The sequence below is a fragment of the Propioniciclava tarda genome, assembly GCF_900182665.1.
Taxonomy (GTDB): domain Bacteria; phylum Actinomycetota; class Actinomycetes; order Propionibacteriales; family Propionibacteriaceae; genus Propioniciclava; species Propioniciclava tarda.
Genome location: NZ_FXTL01000012.1, coordinates 20,473 through 36,491 on the forward strand (window position 1 = coordinate 20,473; position 16,019 = coordinate 36,491).

The following is a 16,019-nucleotide window of genomic DNA, read 5'->3' on the forward strand; positions in this document are numbered from 1 at the left end:
ATCGGTCAGGACGGCCAGGCCGGGGCGGGCGTGTAGAGCCTGATGGCCCCGGGGACGGCGCGGCAGGTGAACGGGGGGCGTCCGAGCTCCTCGCCGTCGGCCATGCCGAACAGGCCGTCGCCGTCGATACCGACCTCGGTGGCGCGCAGGAGCTCGACCGCCGGATGCTTCGCGAACGTGCCGTCGAACAGGCGCGGCAGCAGCTTGATCAGGGTGCCGCGTCCGACCGGATGGACGATCGTGACATCGAGCAGGCCGTCGCGGACGTCGGCGTCCGGGCAGCCCTTCATGCCGCCGCCGAAGACGCCGGCGTTGCCGACGGCGATGAGGATCGAGTCCAGCTCGCGGGGGACGCCGTCGATCTCGATGCGGTACGCCAGGGGCTTGAACTTGGCTAGCTCGATGATCACCGAGTACGCGTACGACGGTGCGCCGAGGCTGATCGGCAGGTGGTTGTTGCGCCAGTTGACCTTCTCGTCGAAGCCGCTGGACAGGATCGAGCCCACCCAGCGCCGCTGGGAGCCGTCGACGAGCTCGCCGTCGACGCTCATCAGGTCGAGGTCCTCGGTGTGGCCGGCGGCGATGACTGCCAGCGCCTGGTCCACCGTGGTGGGCAGCCCGACGCCGCGGCAAAAGTCGTTGCCCGTGCCGGCAGGCACGATGCCGAGCGGCACGCCGCTCTGCGCCGCGGCGTTGAGACCGATGGACGTCATGCCGTCGCCGCCCATCATCAGCAGCCCGTCGCTGCCGGACGCCTCCCCGATCACCCTGGACGCCTGCGCGCGGGCGTCCGCGTAGTCGGTGGTGAGCCGGACGGTGACGTCGGCGTCCGGAAGCAGGCGACCCAACTCCGCGACAACCCTGGGCAGCAGGCGGCGGGCCTTGCCGCGTCCCGACGACGGGTTCACCAGGAGCGTCAGCCGACGCCGAACCTCCGTCACGGAGTCAACGCCCGGCGCTCGGCGTCCGCCTTCTCTTCGGCCGCGATCTTGCGGGCGCGGCGCTTGTCGTTGGCGTGGCAAAGCGCCTCGGCGATCAAGAACAGCAGCATCATCGGGATGGCCAAGGCCAACATCGAGAACGGATCGGCGCCGGGCGTGGCCGCCGCGCCGAAGACGAACGTGCCGAAAATGACGCCTGTCCGGGCCTTCTTCAGCATCGCGCCGGAGATGATGCCCACCAGGTTCAACGCGACCACGAACACGGGAACCAGGAACCCGATGCCGAAGACGACCATCAGCTGGAGCAGCAGACTCAGGTAGTTGTTGACGCGGAGCATGTTCAAGATGCCGAGATTGTCGGGGGTGAACTGCAGCATGACGATGATGCCTTGAGGCATCACCCAATAGGCAACGAGGCAGCCGAAGATGAAGAGGGGGGCCGCGACGGCAATGAAGGACAGCGCAATGCGCTTCTCCTTCTGCAACAGTGCGGGAACGATATACGCCCACGCCTGGTAGAGCCAGAAGGGACTCGTCAGGACGAGTCCACCGACGAGACACAGTTGGAGGATCAGGAAGAAGCCTTGGGTGTAGTCCTCCATGGTCAACACTGTGTTGATGTTCGGGTTCGTCTGTTTGAGAACATCCCGAGCCATCATCAGCGGGCCAACCATCAGGTTGAACAGCGGACGCCAGAAGAACGCGACTCCGATCATGCCCGCGATGATCGCGAGCGCGGACACCACCACCCGATAACGGAACTCGCGGAGATGGTCCGCGAGGGACATGACACCGTCAGCCGGGACCTTGGGGGGCTTGAGCCAGCCCAGGTTCAGCCGGGCCATAGGTCAGCTAGGCCGAGACGTCGGGCTTCTTCGGCGGATCGACCAGCTCGGCGTCGTGCACGATGCTCGCCTCGGCGTCCGCGCGTGCCTTGTCGGCCTTGCTCTGGATCTGCGACTCCTCCTTGAACTCGCGGATCGCCTTGCCAGCGTTCTTACCGAAGCCGGAGATCTTCGTCCCGCCGAACAGGATGAGAGCGACGACGGCGAGAATGACCCATTCCCAGCCACCTAGGTTCGGCATGCTTTGCTCCTTCGAGATCGACGCTGTGCCCGCATCAGTGTAGATGCACGGCACAGGGTAGCCGCCCCACGAAGCGCCGCCACCCCTCAGCGCGCGCTAAGACTCGTACAGGTCGAGTGCCTCGCGGGCCACCTCCGCAGCGGACGCCGCCGCCGCGGGCGGCTCGACCCGCAGCACCGCCGGCCCGAGGCGCAGCAGCAGGCGCCGCAGCCAGGCGGGGTCCGCGACCAGCAGCGTGACACTCACCACGCCGTCAGGCTTGATGACGGCCGAGCGGATGGGGTGATATTCCGTGACCCAGCGAGCCTCGGGGGCGAGCTCCAGCGTCACTTCGACGGCGTCCTGCCGATGATCCAGCCAGCCGCCCGCCGGGCTCGGCGGAGCCCCGTGGTCCGACACCGGCCGGTCGGTGGGCGTCACGGCGACGATCCTGTCGAGCCGGAAGCTTCGCCAGGCACCCCGTTCGTGGCTCCACGCGTCCAGGTAGGCGTAGCCATCTCGGACGACGATGCGTTCCGGGTCCACGAGCGGCCTGGTCGCGACTCCGCGTGACGGCCCGTGGTAGTCCAGGCGGACGGCCACGCCGCGAGCCAGCGCAGCTGCCAGGGCGTCCCTGGTCTCGTCCTCTCCCCCGGCCAACCGGACGCCGACGCGCGCCTCGGTGCCGATCACGGCTTCCAGCTTGACCAGGGCGGACTGGACCGCCGTCTTCAGGCCCGAGTCGCCCAGCTCCAGCAGCGCCCGCAGGGCGACCGCCAGCGACATGGCCTCGTCCAGGGTGAACCGGACCGGGCGCGCGAGGAACCCGGCGTTCGAGAGCCGGATGCGTCCGTGGAGCTCGACCGCGTCCATGTCGATCTCGATGAGGTCGCCAGGCAGGCCGCCCGGGAGGCCGCAGTACCAGAGCACTTTGAGGTCCGCGACCAGCTGCCTCGGGGTGGTGTTGAACAACGCTGCGGTCACCCGGACGTCGGCGTCCGGATGCTGCTGCAGGTAGGGAACGAGGGCCAACAGTCGGGCCACCTGGTCGGCTGACGTCACGACGCCTCCAGGCCGACCACGCCGCGCAAGTGCCGGGCCACGGCAGCCCTCAGCGCCGCGGGCTCCAGCACCAAGACGTCGGCGCCGTGGGCCGCCAGCTCGCCCACCGGATCGCGCTCTTCTGAATAGGGCAGGCGGAACAGGCTCCGACCGGCCGGGGCGACGCCGTCGATCGGCTCGGCACGCCGCCGCAGGTCCGGCGCCCTGCCGTCGGCGATCGCGACGACCGCCCACAGGTCGGCCGGACGCGCCTCCAGGGCGGCAAAGGCGGCCTCGAGGTCGATCTCAGGAACGGCGTACGCCTGTGCCTCTCCGACAACCGTGGCCTCGCCCTCGACGCGGGCCACCTTGTAGAGGCGGCGATCCGAACGCGTCGTATCGAAGGCCAGCAGGTACCAGGCCCCCCGCCGGTTTGCCAGGAACCACGGCTCAACGACCCGCTCCACGCCCTTGTAGGTGAACCGGACGCGCGTACGGCTGTTGGTCGCCTGCCAGAGCAGCTCGAACGCTGCCTCGTGAGCGGCGAGGCTGGGGGCCAGGTGAGCCGCGCGGTCGGCGTCCGGCTCGACGCCGGCTGCCCGCAGCTTGGCGACCGCCCGGACCATATCGTCGGCCACGCGGGCCTGGTCCCAGACGGTGGACGCCAGCCCCAGGGCGACCGTCTCCCCCGCGCTGAACTCCAGCGGCGGCAGTTCAAAATCGGCCCGGCGGATGCGGTAGCCCACCTCGTCGGGGAAGAGCACCGAGTCGCTGCCGGTCTCGATTGGGACGCCCATCGCCCGCAGCTCTTCCTTATCGCGCTCGAACGTGCGCTCGAAGGCCGCGTCCGACAGCCCGTGGTAGCCCTCGACGGCCTCGCGGATGCTCTCGCGCGGCAGGAACCGACGCGCCATCAGCAGGCAGATCGTCAGGTTCATGATCCGCTCGGACTTCCTCGCCGACACCTCCGCCCCCTTCCCGCTCGACGTGCCAGCCTAACCGGGCCTGAGCAGCGGCACGGCGGCGACACTCCCCGGCCGGATGGGACGGTGACGTCGCCGGGCCGCGTCGAATCCATGGTCGTGACTGGGTCGCTGGGCCGGTCGGGAGACGTCACCGGTAGTTTCGTCCCATGCAGCTCTCACCGGCCGGCCGCTTCGCGCCCAGCCCCACCTCCGACCTGCACCTGGGCAACCTGCGAACCGCCCTGGTGGCCTGGCTGATGGCCCGATCCACTGGACGCCGCTTCCTGGTCCGCATCGAGGACCTGGACGCCGACCGCGTCGCCGCCGCGTCCGGGGTGGCCGACCGGCAGCTGCGCGACCTGGCCGCTCTGGGCCTCGACTGGGACGGCGAGGTGGTCCGGCAGTCGGACCGGATCGACCTGTACGCGGACGCCCTGGCCCACCTGCCCACCTACGAGTGCTTCTGCACCCGCCGCGAGATCGCCGAGTCGGCATCCGCCCCGCACGACGACGGCTATCGCCCCTACGGCGGCACCTGCCGGGGGCTGTCTGACGCCGAGGCGGCGGACCGGCGCCGGGGGCGTCCGCCCGCTTTACGGATCGGAGCGGCCGGGGCGTCCAGCACGGTCACCGACCTGTGGAACGGACCCGTGACCGGCCTGGTGGATGACTTCGTGGTCCGCCGCAACGACGGCGCGTACGCCTACAACCTGGCCGTCGTCGTCGACGACCTCGCCCAGGGCGTCGATCAGGTCGTCCGCGGCGACGACCTGCTGTCGAGCTCGCCGCGGCAGGCGTGGCTGATCGGACGCCTCGGCGGCGGGGCGCCCCAGTACGCCCACGTGCCGCTCGTGCTGAACCAGACGGGACGCCGCCTCGCCAAGCGCGACGGGGCCGTCACGCTCGCCGACCTCGCGGACGCGGGGATCGGCGCCGACGGCGTCCGGTCGCTGCTCGGCCACTCGCTCGGCCTCAACCAGCCCGCGGAACCGATCTCGGCTGACGAGTTGCTGGCGCGCTGGGATCCGGCGCGCCTGCCCCGGGAGCCGTGGCTCTACGGTTGATCAGACGTTCTGGACGCGGGGGCTGAGGCGCCGAAACAGCCAGGTCGAGGGCACGATGCGTCCGGTGGCGACGTACTCCACCGCGGACGGGTGGAACAGGGTCTGCTCCAGGGAGGCCATAGCGCCGTCGTGTCCGGCCATCACGATTTCGTCGCCCACCTGCAGCACGGTGTCGTCACTGGGCACGAACTGGTCCCGGGCCCCCCGGGTCAGGATCAAGGGCACGAGGCTCAGGGGCTGATCGCGATCGGCGGGGTCGCGGAGCAGATCGGCCAAGGTGAGCGTCTCGTGCGCGAGCCAGTGGACGACGCCGGGCGCGTCAGTCGCGTTGAGGACGAACCGGCGGCTCGCCGGCGACCCCTCACCCTGGCGCTCGACCAGCCGGTCCAGGAGCTCCTCGGACCACTGCTCGTCCTGGCCGAAGGCGTGCTGGAAGAAGGCCCAGAAGTCGGGCGTCACGACGCGGGCCAACGCCTCTTGGGCGGTCAGCTTGGACGGGATGAAGACCGTGTCAGGCGCGAACGCCGTGAGCAAGGGCGCCAGCGACTCCGAGCTGGCCCGGATCGTGATGTAGACGTCCGGATTGTCCAGTCGCGCGTGCGCCGCCAAGGCCAGGTTGCGGTTCTCGTCCCGGCCCCCGGCGATGAATCCGACGACATCGGTCATGGGTGGCAGGTCGCGTCCGACGTCGACGACATCGACGTTCTCGGCGATGCCGCGGAGGTCAGCGGCCAGCTCGGTGCCGAAGTGATCGTCGCTCGCCACCACCCAGCGGCCCGCCGGGACCGAGCGGAGCGGCTTGCCCAGCGGCTCGTCGTAGGGGGCGAGCAGCCACGTCACGAGCCGATACGTGGTGGGGCGACTGAGCCGCAACTGCAGGTAGTCGCCGAATCGGTCGTAGGGGTTGATGACGGCATCGCACTTGAAGTCGTGCATGGTGGCGGCGATCGCCCGGTCGTTGGCCCGGGCGTAGACCGGCACCTCAGGCCGCAGCAGCTGCACCGCCATCACCACGGCCATGTTGACCGCGTCGTCGTGCGTCAACGCCAAGACGCCCTCGCAGTAGGGATGGGTCAGCCCCGCAAGGGCGAGCGTCGTGGGTTCGCGGACGTCCCCGTCCACGGCCGGCACGTCGACGCTGAGCCTGCCGCTGGCCAGCTGATCGAGCGCCCGCTCGTCGGTGTCAATGACGACGAGGCGACGGCCTTGGGCGGCGTCCAAGGTCTCCGCGACGCGGCGTCCCATCTGGCCGTAGCCGGCGATGATCAGGAACGGCTCACGCAGGAGGCGTACCTGACGCCCGAAGCGCTGAAGCCGGATCGCGCGCTGGAAGGCGCGGTCGGAGAACAGGCTCAGCATCGAGCCCAGCGCGAAGGCCCAGCAGATGACCGAGTTGTAGATGCCGAACGTGACCCACATGCGTTGGGCGACGGTGAAGTTGTACGGGGTCTCGCCGAAGCCGATCGTGGTCGCCGCGTAGCTCCAGAAGTAGAACGCGTCGAAGATCGTCATGTAGTAGGTGTTGCCGTCGTTGTCCGCCCCCGGCATCAACGTCATCCCGACGACGTCGAGGGAGAACATTGCGATGACCAGGATCAACGGTCCGCGGACGCGCCGCATCAGGATGAAGAGTGCGTCCGCGGGCGCCGACGCGGCCGGCAGCCGCACGTTGACGCGGCGCAGGACCGTCCGGGGCGACCTCGGACGCGCCGGAGCCGGCTGCCCCACCGCTCAGACCCGACGCCGGAAGTTGGCCGTCTCGATCACCATGAGCACGACCGACACGATGTTCGCCAGCAGCGCTCCGAGGGCCAGCGACACCACGCTGCTCATGGCGTGCGGGGAGACGTCCATCGAGGCGATGCCCTTCGCCTGCGTCTCCCACACCCACTGGACGCCCGCGACGAGCAACTGAATGGACGCCACCAGGCTGGACGCGAGATGCATGGCACCCATCTGCGTCCGATCACCCAGCTTCAGGACGACGACGACGATGTTGACGACGATCGCTGCATACAACTCAAGCTCGTTGTGATGCGCCGGATTGCCGATCTCGCCCGTGACATAGCCGAAGTTGAGCGTGGCCGCCAGGAGCACGAAGAAGCCGAAGACAACCTTTTCGAAGTTCATGGGCGCTCCCTCGGTTCGATGGTCCGACGAGGTTACTGGTTGGGCTGGGCGAACATCAGATCAACGACGAACACGACCGTGTCGCCGGCCTCCACCGCGGGCGTGGGGTTGCCGGACGGGAAGCCGCTGACCGGCGGGCAGACGAGCATGATGCGCGAGCCCAGGGGCTGGTTGACCAGCCCCTCCTTCCAGCAAGGCAAGGCGTCGGACAGGTTCCCCGAGTCGGGATCGGCGAAACTGTCCGTGAGCAGCTTGCCCGTCTTCCACGAGTACATGCGGTAGTGGACGGCGATCGAGTCGGTCGCCGCGACCTTGCGCGTCCCGCTGCCCGCGATGAGCGGCTCGATGACGGTGGCCGTCGGAGCAGCCGTCGCGGAGTTGATGGTCACGCTCGGCACGCCATTGGCGTCCACGGCGACCGTCGGCAGCCCGGCCTTCGGCGCGACGGGGGTGCCGTAGGGCTTGGCGTAGTCGATGTCGAGGATGTCGACCACGAACACCAGGGAGTCGCCGATCAGGATGCTGCCATCACCGCTGCCACCGCTGCCGTCGTAGCCGTCCTTGCCGGGCATCACGACGAGCACGCGGTCGCCCACGTGCTTGCCGACCAGCCCGGTCTTGAAGCCGGCGACGACGCCGCTCAGCGGGAACTGAGCGCTCTGCCCGCGGGTGAAGGAACTGTCGAAAGTCTTGCCGGTGTAGGCGTTCACGCCCTGGTAGTTCACGTCGACGTAGTTCGTCTCGGCCACGACCGGACCCGTGCCGGCCTTCAGCACCTTCGACTTGGTCGCGTCGATCGCAAAGGGTGCGGTGAACGAAATCGCGGGCGCCTTGCCGAACTCGCCGTCGACCGTGATCCCGTCGATCGAGGTCAACGGCGCGATGGACGGATGCGCGGTGGGCTCCGGCGTCGGGGTCGTGTTGGCGGACGCCGCGGCGCTCGCGCTCGCCGCCGGACTCACCGTCGCCGACGGTCCGCCGCAGGCGGTCAGGGCAAGGGCAAGGATGGTGGTCGACGCAGCAGTGACCCAGACAGATGTACGCACCCCGGCAGCCTAGCCGTCCTCACTGTGGGGGCCGGAATCCACCGACGGTGCGCCGCCGAGGCTCGGCGCGCATCCGCTCGACCAGGGCGTCGACCTCGGCGTCCGACTCGACGAACGGGTCGTCCAGGCGCAGGGACGCGGGCAGGTCATGTACCACGAAGGACGCCCAGTCGACCGTGTTCTCGCGGCCGTGTTGCTTGGCCGCGGCGATGAGGCATCCGCGCAGGCGCGCCCTGCCGGGACCCGGGGCGACCTCGCGGGCGGCGGCCACCGCCACCGGGTCGGTCAGCCGGGCTAGCTCGCCGCGGGCCTCCAGGAGCCGGGCGAGCCCGAGCGGACGCCCCTGCGGGTCAGTGCCGAGGGCGTGCCAGCGCAGGTCCAGGGCGTCGAGCCGCGGATCGGCGTCCGACAAGGAATGGCGCTCGCGGTGGGCCTCGATGAGTCGCCGCTTGTGCGCCCATTCGGGCACCACGGACGCGTCCCGCCAGGCGGCGGAGGCGTCCTCGAGGCCCTCGGCGATCTCGCCGCTCAGCTCGGCGTAGCGCGCCTGGATCTCAGACGCCTCGCGCGGGTCGCGTCCCCAGCGACGCAGGGCCAAGACCGGGTCGTCGATGCTGACGGGCGCTGGGCGTCCGGACTCGGCCAGGCGCAGGACCAGCTCGGTGCTCGCGTACTTCAGCCAGGCGGACGATTCATCCAGGCTGGAGTCCCCCGAGATGACGTGCAGGCGGCGGTACCGCGACGGGTCGGCGTGCGGCTCGTCGCGCGTGTTGATGAGCGGTCGGCTGCGCGTGGTCTGGTTCGACACGACGTCGGCCAGCGCGTCGCAGCGCTGGCTCACGGTGAACCGTCCGCGGTGCCAGCGTCCGGCTCCGGCGATCGCCTGCCGGCTGACCAGGAACGGCACCAGCCAGGCGGTCAGCGCGTCCGGGTCGGTGGCCCGATCGACCAGGTAGTTCTCGTGCGAGCCGTAGGTGTTGCCGTACGAGTCCACGTTGTTCTTGAAGAGGCGGAACTCGGTGTCGCGTCCGGCCTGGGCCTCGAGGTCAGTGGCCTGGGCGGCCAGCGCGACCATCAACTCGTCCCCGGCCCGCTCGGCCACCACCAGGTCGTCGATCGACGTGCACTCGGGCGTGGCGTACTCGGGGTGATTGCCCACATCGAGGTAGAGCCGACCGCCGTTGCTCAGGAAGGCTCCCGTGGTCGCGCACGCGTTGACCATCGGCGCGAACAGCGCCCTCGCGGCCTCGTCGGACGTCAGGCGCTTCCAGTCGGACGCCCCCGGCGGACGCGTCCGGGCGCTCAGCCCGTACTCGGTCTCGAGCCCGTAGACGCGCCTGCCCATGGCGGGGGCTAGAGCTTGACGGCGTCCAGCAAGGCGCCGAGCTCGTCGCTGGTGAGCTCGCGCATCTCACCCACCTTGAGCTGGCCCATCTTCACCGGACCGATCTGGACGCGCGTCAGCGCCCGCACCGGATGCCCCACCGCCTCGAAGATGCGGCGCACGATGTGGTTGCGGCCCGAGTGCAGGACGATCGTCACCATCGTTTTGTTGCCGGACGTGGCCCCCACCTTGACCCGGTCGGCCTTGATGGGGCCGTCGTCGAGCATGATGCCCTTCTTCAGCCGGTCCGCCAGCTTCTTGTCGACCACCCCGGACACCTCGGCAACGTAGGTCTTCTGCAGCTCGTAGCTGGGGTGCGTCACCCGGTTGATGAAGTCGCCATCGTTGGAGAGGAAGAGCATGCCCTCGGTGTCGGTGTCGAGGCGTCCGACGTGACGCAGGGCCAGTTTCCGCAGGTTCGGGACGGTCGTGTAGTGCGCGATGGACGCGCGGTCCTGGTCGTCGTCCATCGTCGAGACGACGCCGCGCGGCTTGTTGAACACGTAGTAGGCGTGGCGGCGCGGCGGCGGGATCCGCTTGCCGTCGACGCGGATGGCGTCCCGGTCGGGGTCGACGCGGCGGCCCTGCTCCATAACGACCTCGCCGTTCACCTCGACGCGTCCCTCGTCGATCATGATCTCGGCGTTGCGACGGGAGGTCACGCCGGCCTGGGCCAGCACCTTCTGCAGCCGGATGCCCTCGGCGTCCGCGCTCGTCATGCCGGATCCGACAGGCGGTCGAGCTCGGCGGCGTCCGGGATGGCGACGTCGCGGCGGGCGTCGTCCTCAGCGTGGGCCTGGGACTCGGCGACCTGCTCGTCGGCCCACTCGTCGGCGACCTCGGGCGGTGGAGCGGAGTTCGGCGAGGAGGGCGAGGATGTCATGGTCGCATCCTCGCCCAGATCGGCCAGGCTCGCCAAACCACTGAGCTCGGCCTCCAGCGCGGACGCCTCCGGCAGGTGCGGCGCGATCGGCGGGAGCTGGTCGAGGCTGGTGAGCCCCATCTTTTCCAGGAACGTCGCCGTGGTGGAGAAGAGCATCGCCCCGGTCTCGGGGTCGCGAGCGGTCTCTTCGATCAGCTCGCGGGTGACCAAGGTGCGCACGACGCCATCCACGTTCACCCCGCGGACGGCGCTCACCCGGGACCGCGAGATCGGCTGCAGGTAGGCGATCACCGCGAGGGTCTCGAGGGCGGCCTGGCTGAGGCGTCCGTGTTGGCCCTCCAGCAGCCAGCGCGCGATGACGTCGTGATGCTCGGGGCGGGTGTAGTAGCGCCAGCCGGTGCCCACCTCCCGCAGCTCGAACCCGCGTCCGGAGGTGTCATAGAACGCGCGAAGCTCGTCCAGCGCCTGCCAGACGACCGGCTTGGGCACGTCCAACGCCTGAGCCAGCTCGGCCGTCGGCATGGGCTCGGTCGCCATGAACAGCAGCGCCTCCAGCGGGCCGGTGATCGTCGAAGGATCGATGTCGAAGCCGTCGGCCGGCTTCGCCGTCTCCTCGGACGCCGCCGCGGCGGCCTGGTCCTCGGTCATGCTTCTCCTTCGCGATCGATGGGTGTCTGCGCCGGTGACGGCTCGCCGTCGAACTCGTCGGCGATGGCGATCTCGCCCTCACCCGTGCCGGTCCAGCGGATGGTGAGCTCGCCGAGCGCCGTGACCTGCTCGAACGCCACAGCGCGCTGGCGGGCCAGCTCCAGCAGGGCCAGGAAGCGCGCGACGACGACGTTGCGCTCCTCGGCGTCCGCCACGAGCGCGCGGAAGGTGGTCGTCCCGGACCTGCGCAGCCGCCGCACGATGATCTCGGCCTGCTCGGCGACGCTGACCTTCGGCGCGTGCAGGTGGGTGAAGCTGATCTCGGGCGCCTCCTTGGGCGCCATCGCGCGGGCGGCGAGCCAGGCGAGCTGGTCCGGTTCGACGTTGAGCTCGACCTCGGGCAGCAGAGCGCGGAACTGGTCTTCGAGGCCGCCGGGGTGGGCGTGGCGGCGTCCCTGGTCCTCGAAGGTGGACGCGAACATCGCCGCCATGGTCTTGAAGGCCCGGTACTGCAGCAGCCGGGCGAACAACAGGTCGCGGGCCTCGAGGACCGCCAGCTCCTCGGGGTCGTCCACCTCGCCCTGGGGCAGCAGGCGGGCGGCCTTCAGATCGAGCAGCGTCGCGGCGACGACGATGAAGGACGTCGTCTGGTCGAGGTCCCACGGCTCCTCGCCCGACTGGCCCATCCGGACGTGGGTGATGAATTCGTCGGTGACCACGCTGAGGGCGACCTCGGTGACGTCCAGCTTGTGCCGGGTGATCAGCTGCAGGAGCAGATCGAAGGGTCCGGTGAAGTTCGTCAGGGTGACGTTGAACGTCGAGGTGGTCACGGGCGTGGGTGCGTCAGGACTGCGTCAGGCGCTGGATCAGGCGCGCGTCGGCCCCGTTGGCCTGCACATCGGCGAGCGCCTCGGCGATCGCGGCCCGCACGATGCGACCGCGGTCCACCGCGACGCCGTGGTGGGCGCGCAGCGTGAGCCGCAGTTGTTCGAGGGCCAGCAGTTCCTCGCTGCTCACGTAGACGGTGATCTTCTCGTCGTGGCGGATGCGTCCGGTGGGACTCGGGGCGGCGTCCAGCGGCTGCGGCGTGACCGCAGGCGGGCTGGACGCGGGGCGTCCGGCCTTGTCGGCGGTGGGGCGGAACAGCTCGGACGCCCCAGGAAGGTCTACGCGCCGGGGCATCGGACGAGCACCTCCCGGGCGAGCTGGCGGTACGCGGCCGCGCCGGGCGAACTGGACGCGTACGACGTGATCGGCTCGCCGGCGACGGTGGTCTCGGGGAACTTGATCGTCCGCCGGATCACCGTGTGGAAGACGTCGTCGCCAAACGCCTCCACGGCGCGCTCGAGCACCTCGCGGCCGTGGATCGTCCGGGAGTCGAACATGGTGCCGAGGATGCCGAGGATCTCGAGGTCGGGGTTCAGCCTTTCCTGCACCTTCTCGATCGTGTCGGTGAGCAGCGCGATGCCGCGGAGGGCGAAGAACTCCAGTTCCAGCGGCATGAGCACGCGGTCGGCCGCCGTCAGCGCGTTCACGGTGAGGAGGCCGAGCGACGGGGCGCAGTCGATGAGGATGACGTCGTAGACGTTGCGGACCGGGCGAAGAACGCGGCGCAGGGTCTGCTCGCGGGCCACCTCGGAGACCAGCTGGACCTCGGCCGCCGACAGGTCGATGTTGGCCGGCAGCAGATCGAGGTTGGGCGTGCGGGTCGGCAGGATGACGTCCGCGGTGTCGACGTTGCGGCCGAGCAGCAGGTTGTAGATAGACCGGTCGAGGTTGTGGGGGTTGACGCCGAGGCCGACCGACAGCGAGCCCTGCGGGTCGAAGTCGACGAGCAGGACGCGGCGTCCGGTCTCGGCGAGCGCCGCGCCCAGGTTGATGGTCGTGGTGGTCTTGCCGACCCCGCCCTTCTGGTTACACAGGGCGATGACAAGGGCCTTCTTGGCACCTTCACGCGGAGGCGGCGGAGGCGGGAACGCGGGCAAGGGGCGTCCGGTGGGACCAAGACCGTCCGGGGCCTCGGGGGTGTCGTCGGTGAAGAGGGGGTCGCTCACGTCTTCCTTTCAACTCGCCGCCGGTGCGATCGGGCACACTCTAGTGGTCGAAATGACGACATGCCGACTTGGCTGCGAGGAGGTCCGAGGTAACGTTCGGCCATCGCAACCACGGTGCAAGTCACGTTCGACGCGGCCGACCCGGCCGCGCTCTCGCGCTTCTGGGCGGACGCCCTCGGCTACGAGCTGGACGCCCCGCCTGCCGGCTTCGAGACCTGGGACGCCTTCCTGGACGCTCGCGGCGTCCCGGGTGCCGAGCGCAATCGGGCGTCGGCCATCCACGACCCGGAGGGGGTCGGTCCGCGGCTGTTCTTCCACCAGGTACCCGAGGGCAAGACGGCGAAGAACCGGGTGCACCTGGACCTGCGCAAAGCGCCAGGTGTGACCGATCCGGCCGAGCGGATGCGACTGCTGGAAGTCGAGTGCGATCGCCTCGTCGGGCTGGGGGCCACCCGGCTGACGCGCCACGAGCCGGTTGGACTGTCGCTGGGCTTCATCGTCCTGCGCGACCCCGAGTGCAACGAGTTCTGCCTCGATTGAGCTGCCCTACAGGCTCGGGAGATCGGTTTCAGGGGCACCCACGCAGAAGAGGGCCGAAAACAGCGTCCCTTCCTCGGCTACGCGGTCGGAGAGCACCGTGACGAGCTTGCCCCAGTCGGACGCCGACGAGACGGCGAAGGGCTCCCAGCCGACCCAGATCAGGGCCGTCGGGGCCTCAAGATCACGCAGGCAGTCCGTGAGGGCGTCCAGGTTCCTGCCGTAGTAGGACGGAAAATCGAGGGCCTTACCGATGGCGGCCAACGCCTCGGCCTTCGTCGGCGCACCGGAGACGATGCCGACGCGCCAGCCCTGCGCGGTGAGGCGGGCGGCCAAGTCGGCGGGCGTCCGGACCGAGGTGGTCACGACGCCCTTGGTCTGCTGAGCCTGAGTCACGGGCGGATCCTCTCGAAGCTGCTGTAGTGATCGTCGGTGTAGTACCACTCGGCGTTCGTCACGCCCATCTTGGGGCCGCCGGCGATGATCCGGCGCGCGCCGCGGGTGCTGGCGCCCGGGGTCACGACGGTGAACTCGTGGTAGTAGCCGTCCTTCTGCTTCGGCAGGATGCCCTCGCTGTTGTGGTAGACGACGCCGTCGTTCTTGGGGTACTTGTAAGGCGGTCCGGCCTTGATCGACTTCATCGTGTCGGACGCCTGCGCCGGCAGCTCGGCCAAGGTCACCCAGCGCAGCCCGGAGACGGGATCCTTGGCCGATGGGGCGGCGGGCGCTGTGCTCGTCGCGACGCTCGTGGGGGCACTGGTAGAGGGCTTGGCCGACGAACCCGCCTGGACGGTCTTCGTCGTCGCGGTCGGCACCGTGAGCGCGACAGTCCGGGACAGGATCTGCGGGACGACGATCACCACGGCCAACAGCCCGACGAGCGCGAGGACCGCCCACTGCTCCTTTCGGTCGCGCCGTCGGCGGGGCGGCACGTAGCGTCGGTCGTTGTTCACCACGGCGCACAGTGTATGAGCCGGCTCCGCTCTCCCGCTGCCGCCGGACGCTTCTCACAAGCGAGACTGGCCCGCCCCCCAAGATGAGGCGATGAGGCTCCACGAGAGCCCGAGCGGGTCAGGCGAGTTGACGCTCCCATTCCCACCTTCTACTCGGTTGTCCATGACACAGTTGGGAAAATCATGCGGTGGTGGAGGCTTCGTAGCCTCAGCGCCCGCGGGTGGGAGCGGTCCCGCCGTGCCCTTCCGACCCTGAAGCTCAGCGCGCCCGCGGGTGCGACGTCAGGAAGACCTCGCGCAGATGCTCGGAGGTGACGAGCGTGTAGAGCTGGGTGGTCGTGACGGACGCGTGACCGAGCAGTTCCTGGACCACACGCACGTCGGCGCCGCCGTCCAGCAGGTGCGTGGCGAACGAATGGCGCAGGGCGTGCGGACCCGGTTCCCCCGCGATCCGCGCCGTCGACGCCGCCTTCTGGACGATCTGCCACGCCGACTGCCGGCTGAGCCGTCCCCCGCGGGAGTTCAAGAACAGCGCCGGCCCCGGCCGCTTCGCCAGCGCCTGAAACGTCGGACGCCCGCGCACCAGGTAGTCCCCCACCGCCGTCCGGGCGTACGAGCCGAGCGGCACCATGCGCTGCTTGCGCCCCTTACCGAACAGGCGCAGCCCGAGACCCGGGTCGTCCAGCTGGGAGGAGACGTCGTCGACGTCCAGGCCCACGGCCTCGCTGATGCGGGCGCCGGTGCCGTACAGGATCTCCAGTAGCGCGGCGTCCCTGAGCCCGACCGGCGTCGTCCGGTCCGGGGCGTCCAGCAATGCCTGTACCTCGCCCACCGAGAGCGCGTGCGGCAGGCGCTTCGGCTGCTGAGGAGGCTTCACGGCGGCGGCCGGGTTGACCGGTGTCGTCCCGTCCAGCACCGCGAACCGATGGAACGACCGCACGGCCACGACGGCCCGGGCGACGCTCGAGGCCGCGAGCCCCGGCCGGTCCTCCCCGCCCTGCCGCAGCGCCGCCGCGAACGATTCGACGTGAACGCTGGCGACGGCGTCCAGGTTGGTCACGCCGGACGCCTCCAGGTGATCGACGTAGCGCCGCAGGTCGCGTCCGTATGAGCCGATCGTGTTCTTGGACGCCCCCACCTCCACCCGCAGATGGGCCAGGTAGGCGTCGACGGCGTCCGGGATGCTGGGCACGCGACGATCATGCACCGGACGCGCGGCGTCCGGTGCGCCGACCTACGGCGTGCCGCCGACCAGCCAGCGCGTCGCACCGACCGGATCCGTGATCGCCCCGCCCACCACCACCGCGT

At 69.9% G+C, this 16,019-nt stretch carries 19 protein-coding genes; 2 read left to right on the top strand and 17 right to left on the bottom strand.

The window, feature by feature from the left end:
* Positions 1-5: 5 nt before the first annotated feature.
* From FN821_RS09670 to FN821_RS09690, 5 genes are all read right to left on the bottom strand, one after another.
* Positions 6-941: a diacylglycerol/lipid kinase family protein gene (locus FN821_RS09670; protein ID WP_131172460.1), complete on the bottom strand. Its 936-nt coding sequence runs from the start codon at positions 939-941 to the stop codon at positions 6-8.
* Positions 938-1,786: a twin-arginine translocase subunit TatC gene (gene tatC / locus FN821_RS09675; RefSeq protein WP_131172459.1), complete on the bottom strand. Its 849-nt coding sequence runs from the start codon at positions 1,784-1,786 to the stop codon at positions 938-940. Before tatC ends, FN821_RS09670 begins: the two co-directional genes overlap by 4 nt.
* Positions 1,787-1,793: 7 nt before the next feature.
* A complete protein-coding gene (locus FN821_RS14900) occupies positions 1,794-2,027 on the bottom strand; it encodes a Sec-independent protein translocase subunit TatA/TatB (protein WP_131172458.1) in 234 nt (77 codons plus the stop codon).
* 96 nt (positions 2,028-2,123) lie between these two features.
* Positions 2,124-3,068 carry a helix-turn-helix transcriptional regulator gene (locus FN821_RS09685; protein ID WP_131172457.1) on the bottom strand — a complete coding sequence of 315 codons (945 nt, stop codon included), beginning with the start codon at positions 3,066-3,068 and terminating at the stop codon, positions 2,124-2,126.
* Positions 3,065-4,012 (bottom strand): helix-turn-helix transcriptional regulator, encoded by a 948-nt coding sequence (locus FN821_RS09690; RefSeq protein WP_131172456.1) that lies wholly within the window; start codon positions 4,010-4,012, stop codon positions 3,065-3,067. The genes FN821_RS09685 and FN821_RS09690 overlap by 4 nt, the downstream gene beginning before the upstream one ends.
* A gap of 167 nt (positions 4,013-4,179) precedes the next feature.
* On the opposite strand from FN821_RS09690, the gene gluQRS reads away from it, so the two are divergent.
* A complete protein-coding gene (gene gluQRS, locus FN821_RS09695; RefSeq protein WP_131172455.1) occupies positions 4,180-5,076 on the top strand; it encodes a tRNA glutamyl-Q(34) synthetase GluQRS in 897 nt (298 codons plus the stop codon).
* Here gluQRS and FN821_RS09700 read toward each other — a convergent pair whose 3' ends face one another.
* The 9 genes from FN821_RS09700 to FN821_RS09740 are packed head-to-tail and all read right to left on the bottom strand — an operon-like array spanning position 5,077 to position 13,221.
* Entirely contained in the window at positions 5,077-6,804 is a 1,728-nt protein-coding gene (locus tag FN821_RS09700) for a potassium channel family protein (protein ID WP_131172454.1), read from the bottom strand.
* 3 nt (positions 6,805-6,807) lie between these two features.
* Positions 6,808-7,206: a DUF6394 family protein gene (locus tag FN821_RS09705; protein WP_131172453.1), complete on the bottom strand. Its 399-nt coding sequence runs from the start codon at positions 7,204-7,206 to the stop codon at positions 6,808-6,810.
* Positions 7,207-7,238: 32 nt separating this feature from the next.
* Complete coding sequence (locus tag FN821_RS09710) at positions 7,239-8,252, bottom strand: FKBP-type peptidyl-prolyl cis-trans isomerase (protein WP_131172452.1); 1,014 nt, start codon at positions 8,250-8,252, stop codon at positions 7,239-7,241.
* Between the two features lie 19 nt (positions 8,253-8,271).
* Complete coding sequence (locus FN821_RS09715; RefSeq protein WP_131172451.1) at positions 8,272-9,597, bottom strand: proteasome accessory factor PafA2 family protein; 1,326 nt, start codon at positions 9,595-9,597, stop codon at positions 8,272-8,274.
* An 8-nt stretch (positions 9,598-9,605) separates the two neighbouring features.
* Positions 9,606-10,355, bottom strand: a complete 750-nt coding sequence (locus tag FN821_RS09720; RefSeq protein WP_131172450.1) for a pseudouridine synthase — start codon at positions 10,353-10,355, stop codon at positions 9,606-9,608.
* Positions 10,352-11,167, bottom strand: coding sequence for an SMC-Scp complex subunit ScpB (gene scpB / locus FN821_RS09725; RefSeq protein ID WP_131172449.1), 816 nt, complete (start codon positions 11,165-11,167; stop codon positions 10,352-10,354). Before scpB ends, FN821_RS09720 begins: the two co-directional genes overlap by 4 nt.
* On the bottom strand, positions 11,164-11,997 hold the full coding sequence (locus FN821_RS09730) for a segregation and condensation protein A (RefSeq protein ID WP_131172448.1): 834 nt from the start codon (positions 11,995-11,997) through the stop codon (positions 11,164-11,166). Before FN821_RS09730 ends, scpB begins: the two co-directional genes overlap by 4 nt.
* Before the next feature lie 13 nt (positions 11,998-12,010).
* Positions 12,011-12,349, bottom strand: a complete 339-nt coding sequence (locus FN821_RS09735) for a hypothetical protein (protein WP_131172447.1) — start codon at positions 12,347-12,349, stop codon at positions 12,011-12,013.
* Complete coding sequence (locus FN821_RS09740) at positions 12,334-13,221, bottom strand: ParA family protein (RefSeq protein ID WP_131172446.1); 888 nt, start codon at positions 13,219-13,221, stop codon at positions 12,334-12,336. The genes FN821_RS09735 and FN821_RS09740 overlap by 16 nt, the downstream gene beginning before the upstream one ends.
* Before the next feature lie 102 nt (positions 13,222-13,323).
* On the opposite strand from FN821_RS09740, the gene FN821_RS09745 reads away from it, so the two are divergent.
* Positions 13,324-13,761 carry a VOC family protein gene (locus tag FN821_RS09745; protein ID WP_131172445.1) on the top strand — a complete coding sequence of 146 codons (438 nt, stop codon included), beginning with the start codon at positions 13,324-13,326 and terminating at the stop codon, positions 13,759-13,761.
* Between the two features lie 6 nt (positions 13,762-13,767).
* Here the strand turns inward: FN821_RS09745 and FN821_RS09750 are convergent, their stop codons facing one another.
* The 3 genes from FN821_RS09750 to FN821_RS09760 all read right to left on the bottom strand — a co-directional run bounded on the left by FN821_RS09750 (position 13,768) and on the right by FN821_RS09760 (position 15,903).
* Positions 13,768-14,154 carry a barstar family protein gene (locus tag FN821_RS09750; protein ID WP_131172444.1) on the bottom strand — a complete coding sequence of 129 codons (387 nt, stop codon included), beginning with the start codon at positions 14,152-14,154 and terminating at the stop codon, positions 13,768-13,770.
* Positions 14,151-14,714: a guanyl-specific ribonuclease gene (locus FN821_RS14700; protein WP_131172443.1), complete on the bottom strand. Its 564-nt coding sequence runs from the start codon at positions 14,712-14,714 to the stop codon at positions 14,151-14,153. Before FN821_RS14700 ends, FN821_RS09750 begins: the two co-directional genes overlap by 4 nt.
* A 256-nt stretch (positions 14,715-14,970) precedes the next feature.
* The gene (locus FN821_RS09760; RefSeq protein WP_241660198.1) at positions 14,971-15,903 is read right to left on the bottom strand and encodes a site-specific tyrosine recombinase XerD; all 933 of its coding nucleotides are present in this window, start codon (positions 15,901-15,903) and stop codon (positions 14,971-14,973) included.
* Between the last annotated feature and the right edge of the window lie 116 nt (positions 15,904-16,019).

Coding starts and splice junctions, on each gene's coding strand:
- tatC (WP_131172459.1), bottom strand. CDS start 1,786: ATGGCCCGGCTGAACCTGGGCTGGCTCAAGCCCCCCAAGGTCCCGGCT.
- FN821_RS14900 (WP_131172458.1), bottom strand. CDS start 2,027: ATGCCGAACCTAGGTGGCTGGGAATGGGTCATTCTCGCCGTCGTCGCT.
- gluQRS (WP_131172455.1), top strand. CDS start 4,180: ATGCAGCTCTCACCGGCCGGCCGCTTCGCGCCCAGCCCCACCTCCGAC.
- FN821_RS09705 (WP_131172453.1), bottom strand. CDS start 7,206: ATGAACTTCGAAAAGGTTGTCTTCGGCTTCTTCGTGCTCCTGGCGGCC.
- FN821_RS09715 (WP_131172451.1), bottom strand. CDS start 9,597: ATGGGCAGGCGCGTCTACGGGCTCGAGACCGAGTACGGGCTGAGCGCC.
- FN821_RS09720 (WP_131172450.1), bottom strand. CDS start 10,355: ATGACGAGCGCGGACGCCGAGGGCATCCGGCTGCAGAAGGTGCTGGCC.
- scpB (WP_131172449.1), bottom strand. CDS start 11,167: ATGACCGAGGACCAGGCCGCCGCGGCGGCGTCCGAGGAGACGGCGAAG.
- FN821_RS09735 (WP_131172447.1), bottom strand. CDS start 12,349: ATGCCCCGGCGCGTAGACCTTCCTGGGGCGTCCGAGCTGTTCCGCCCC.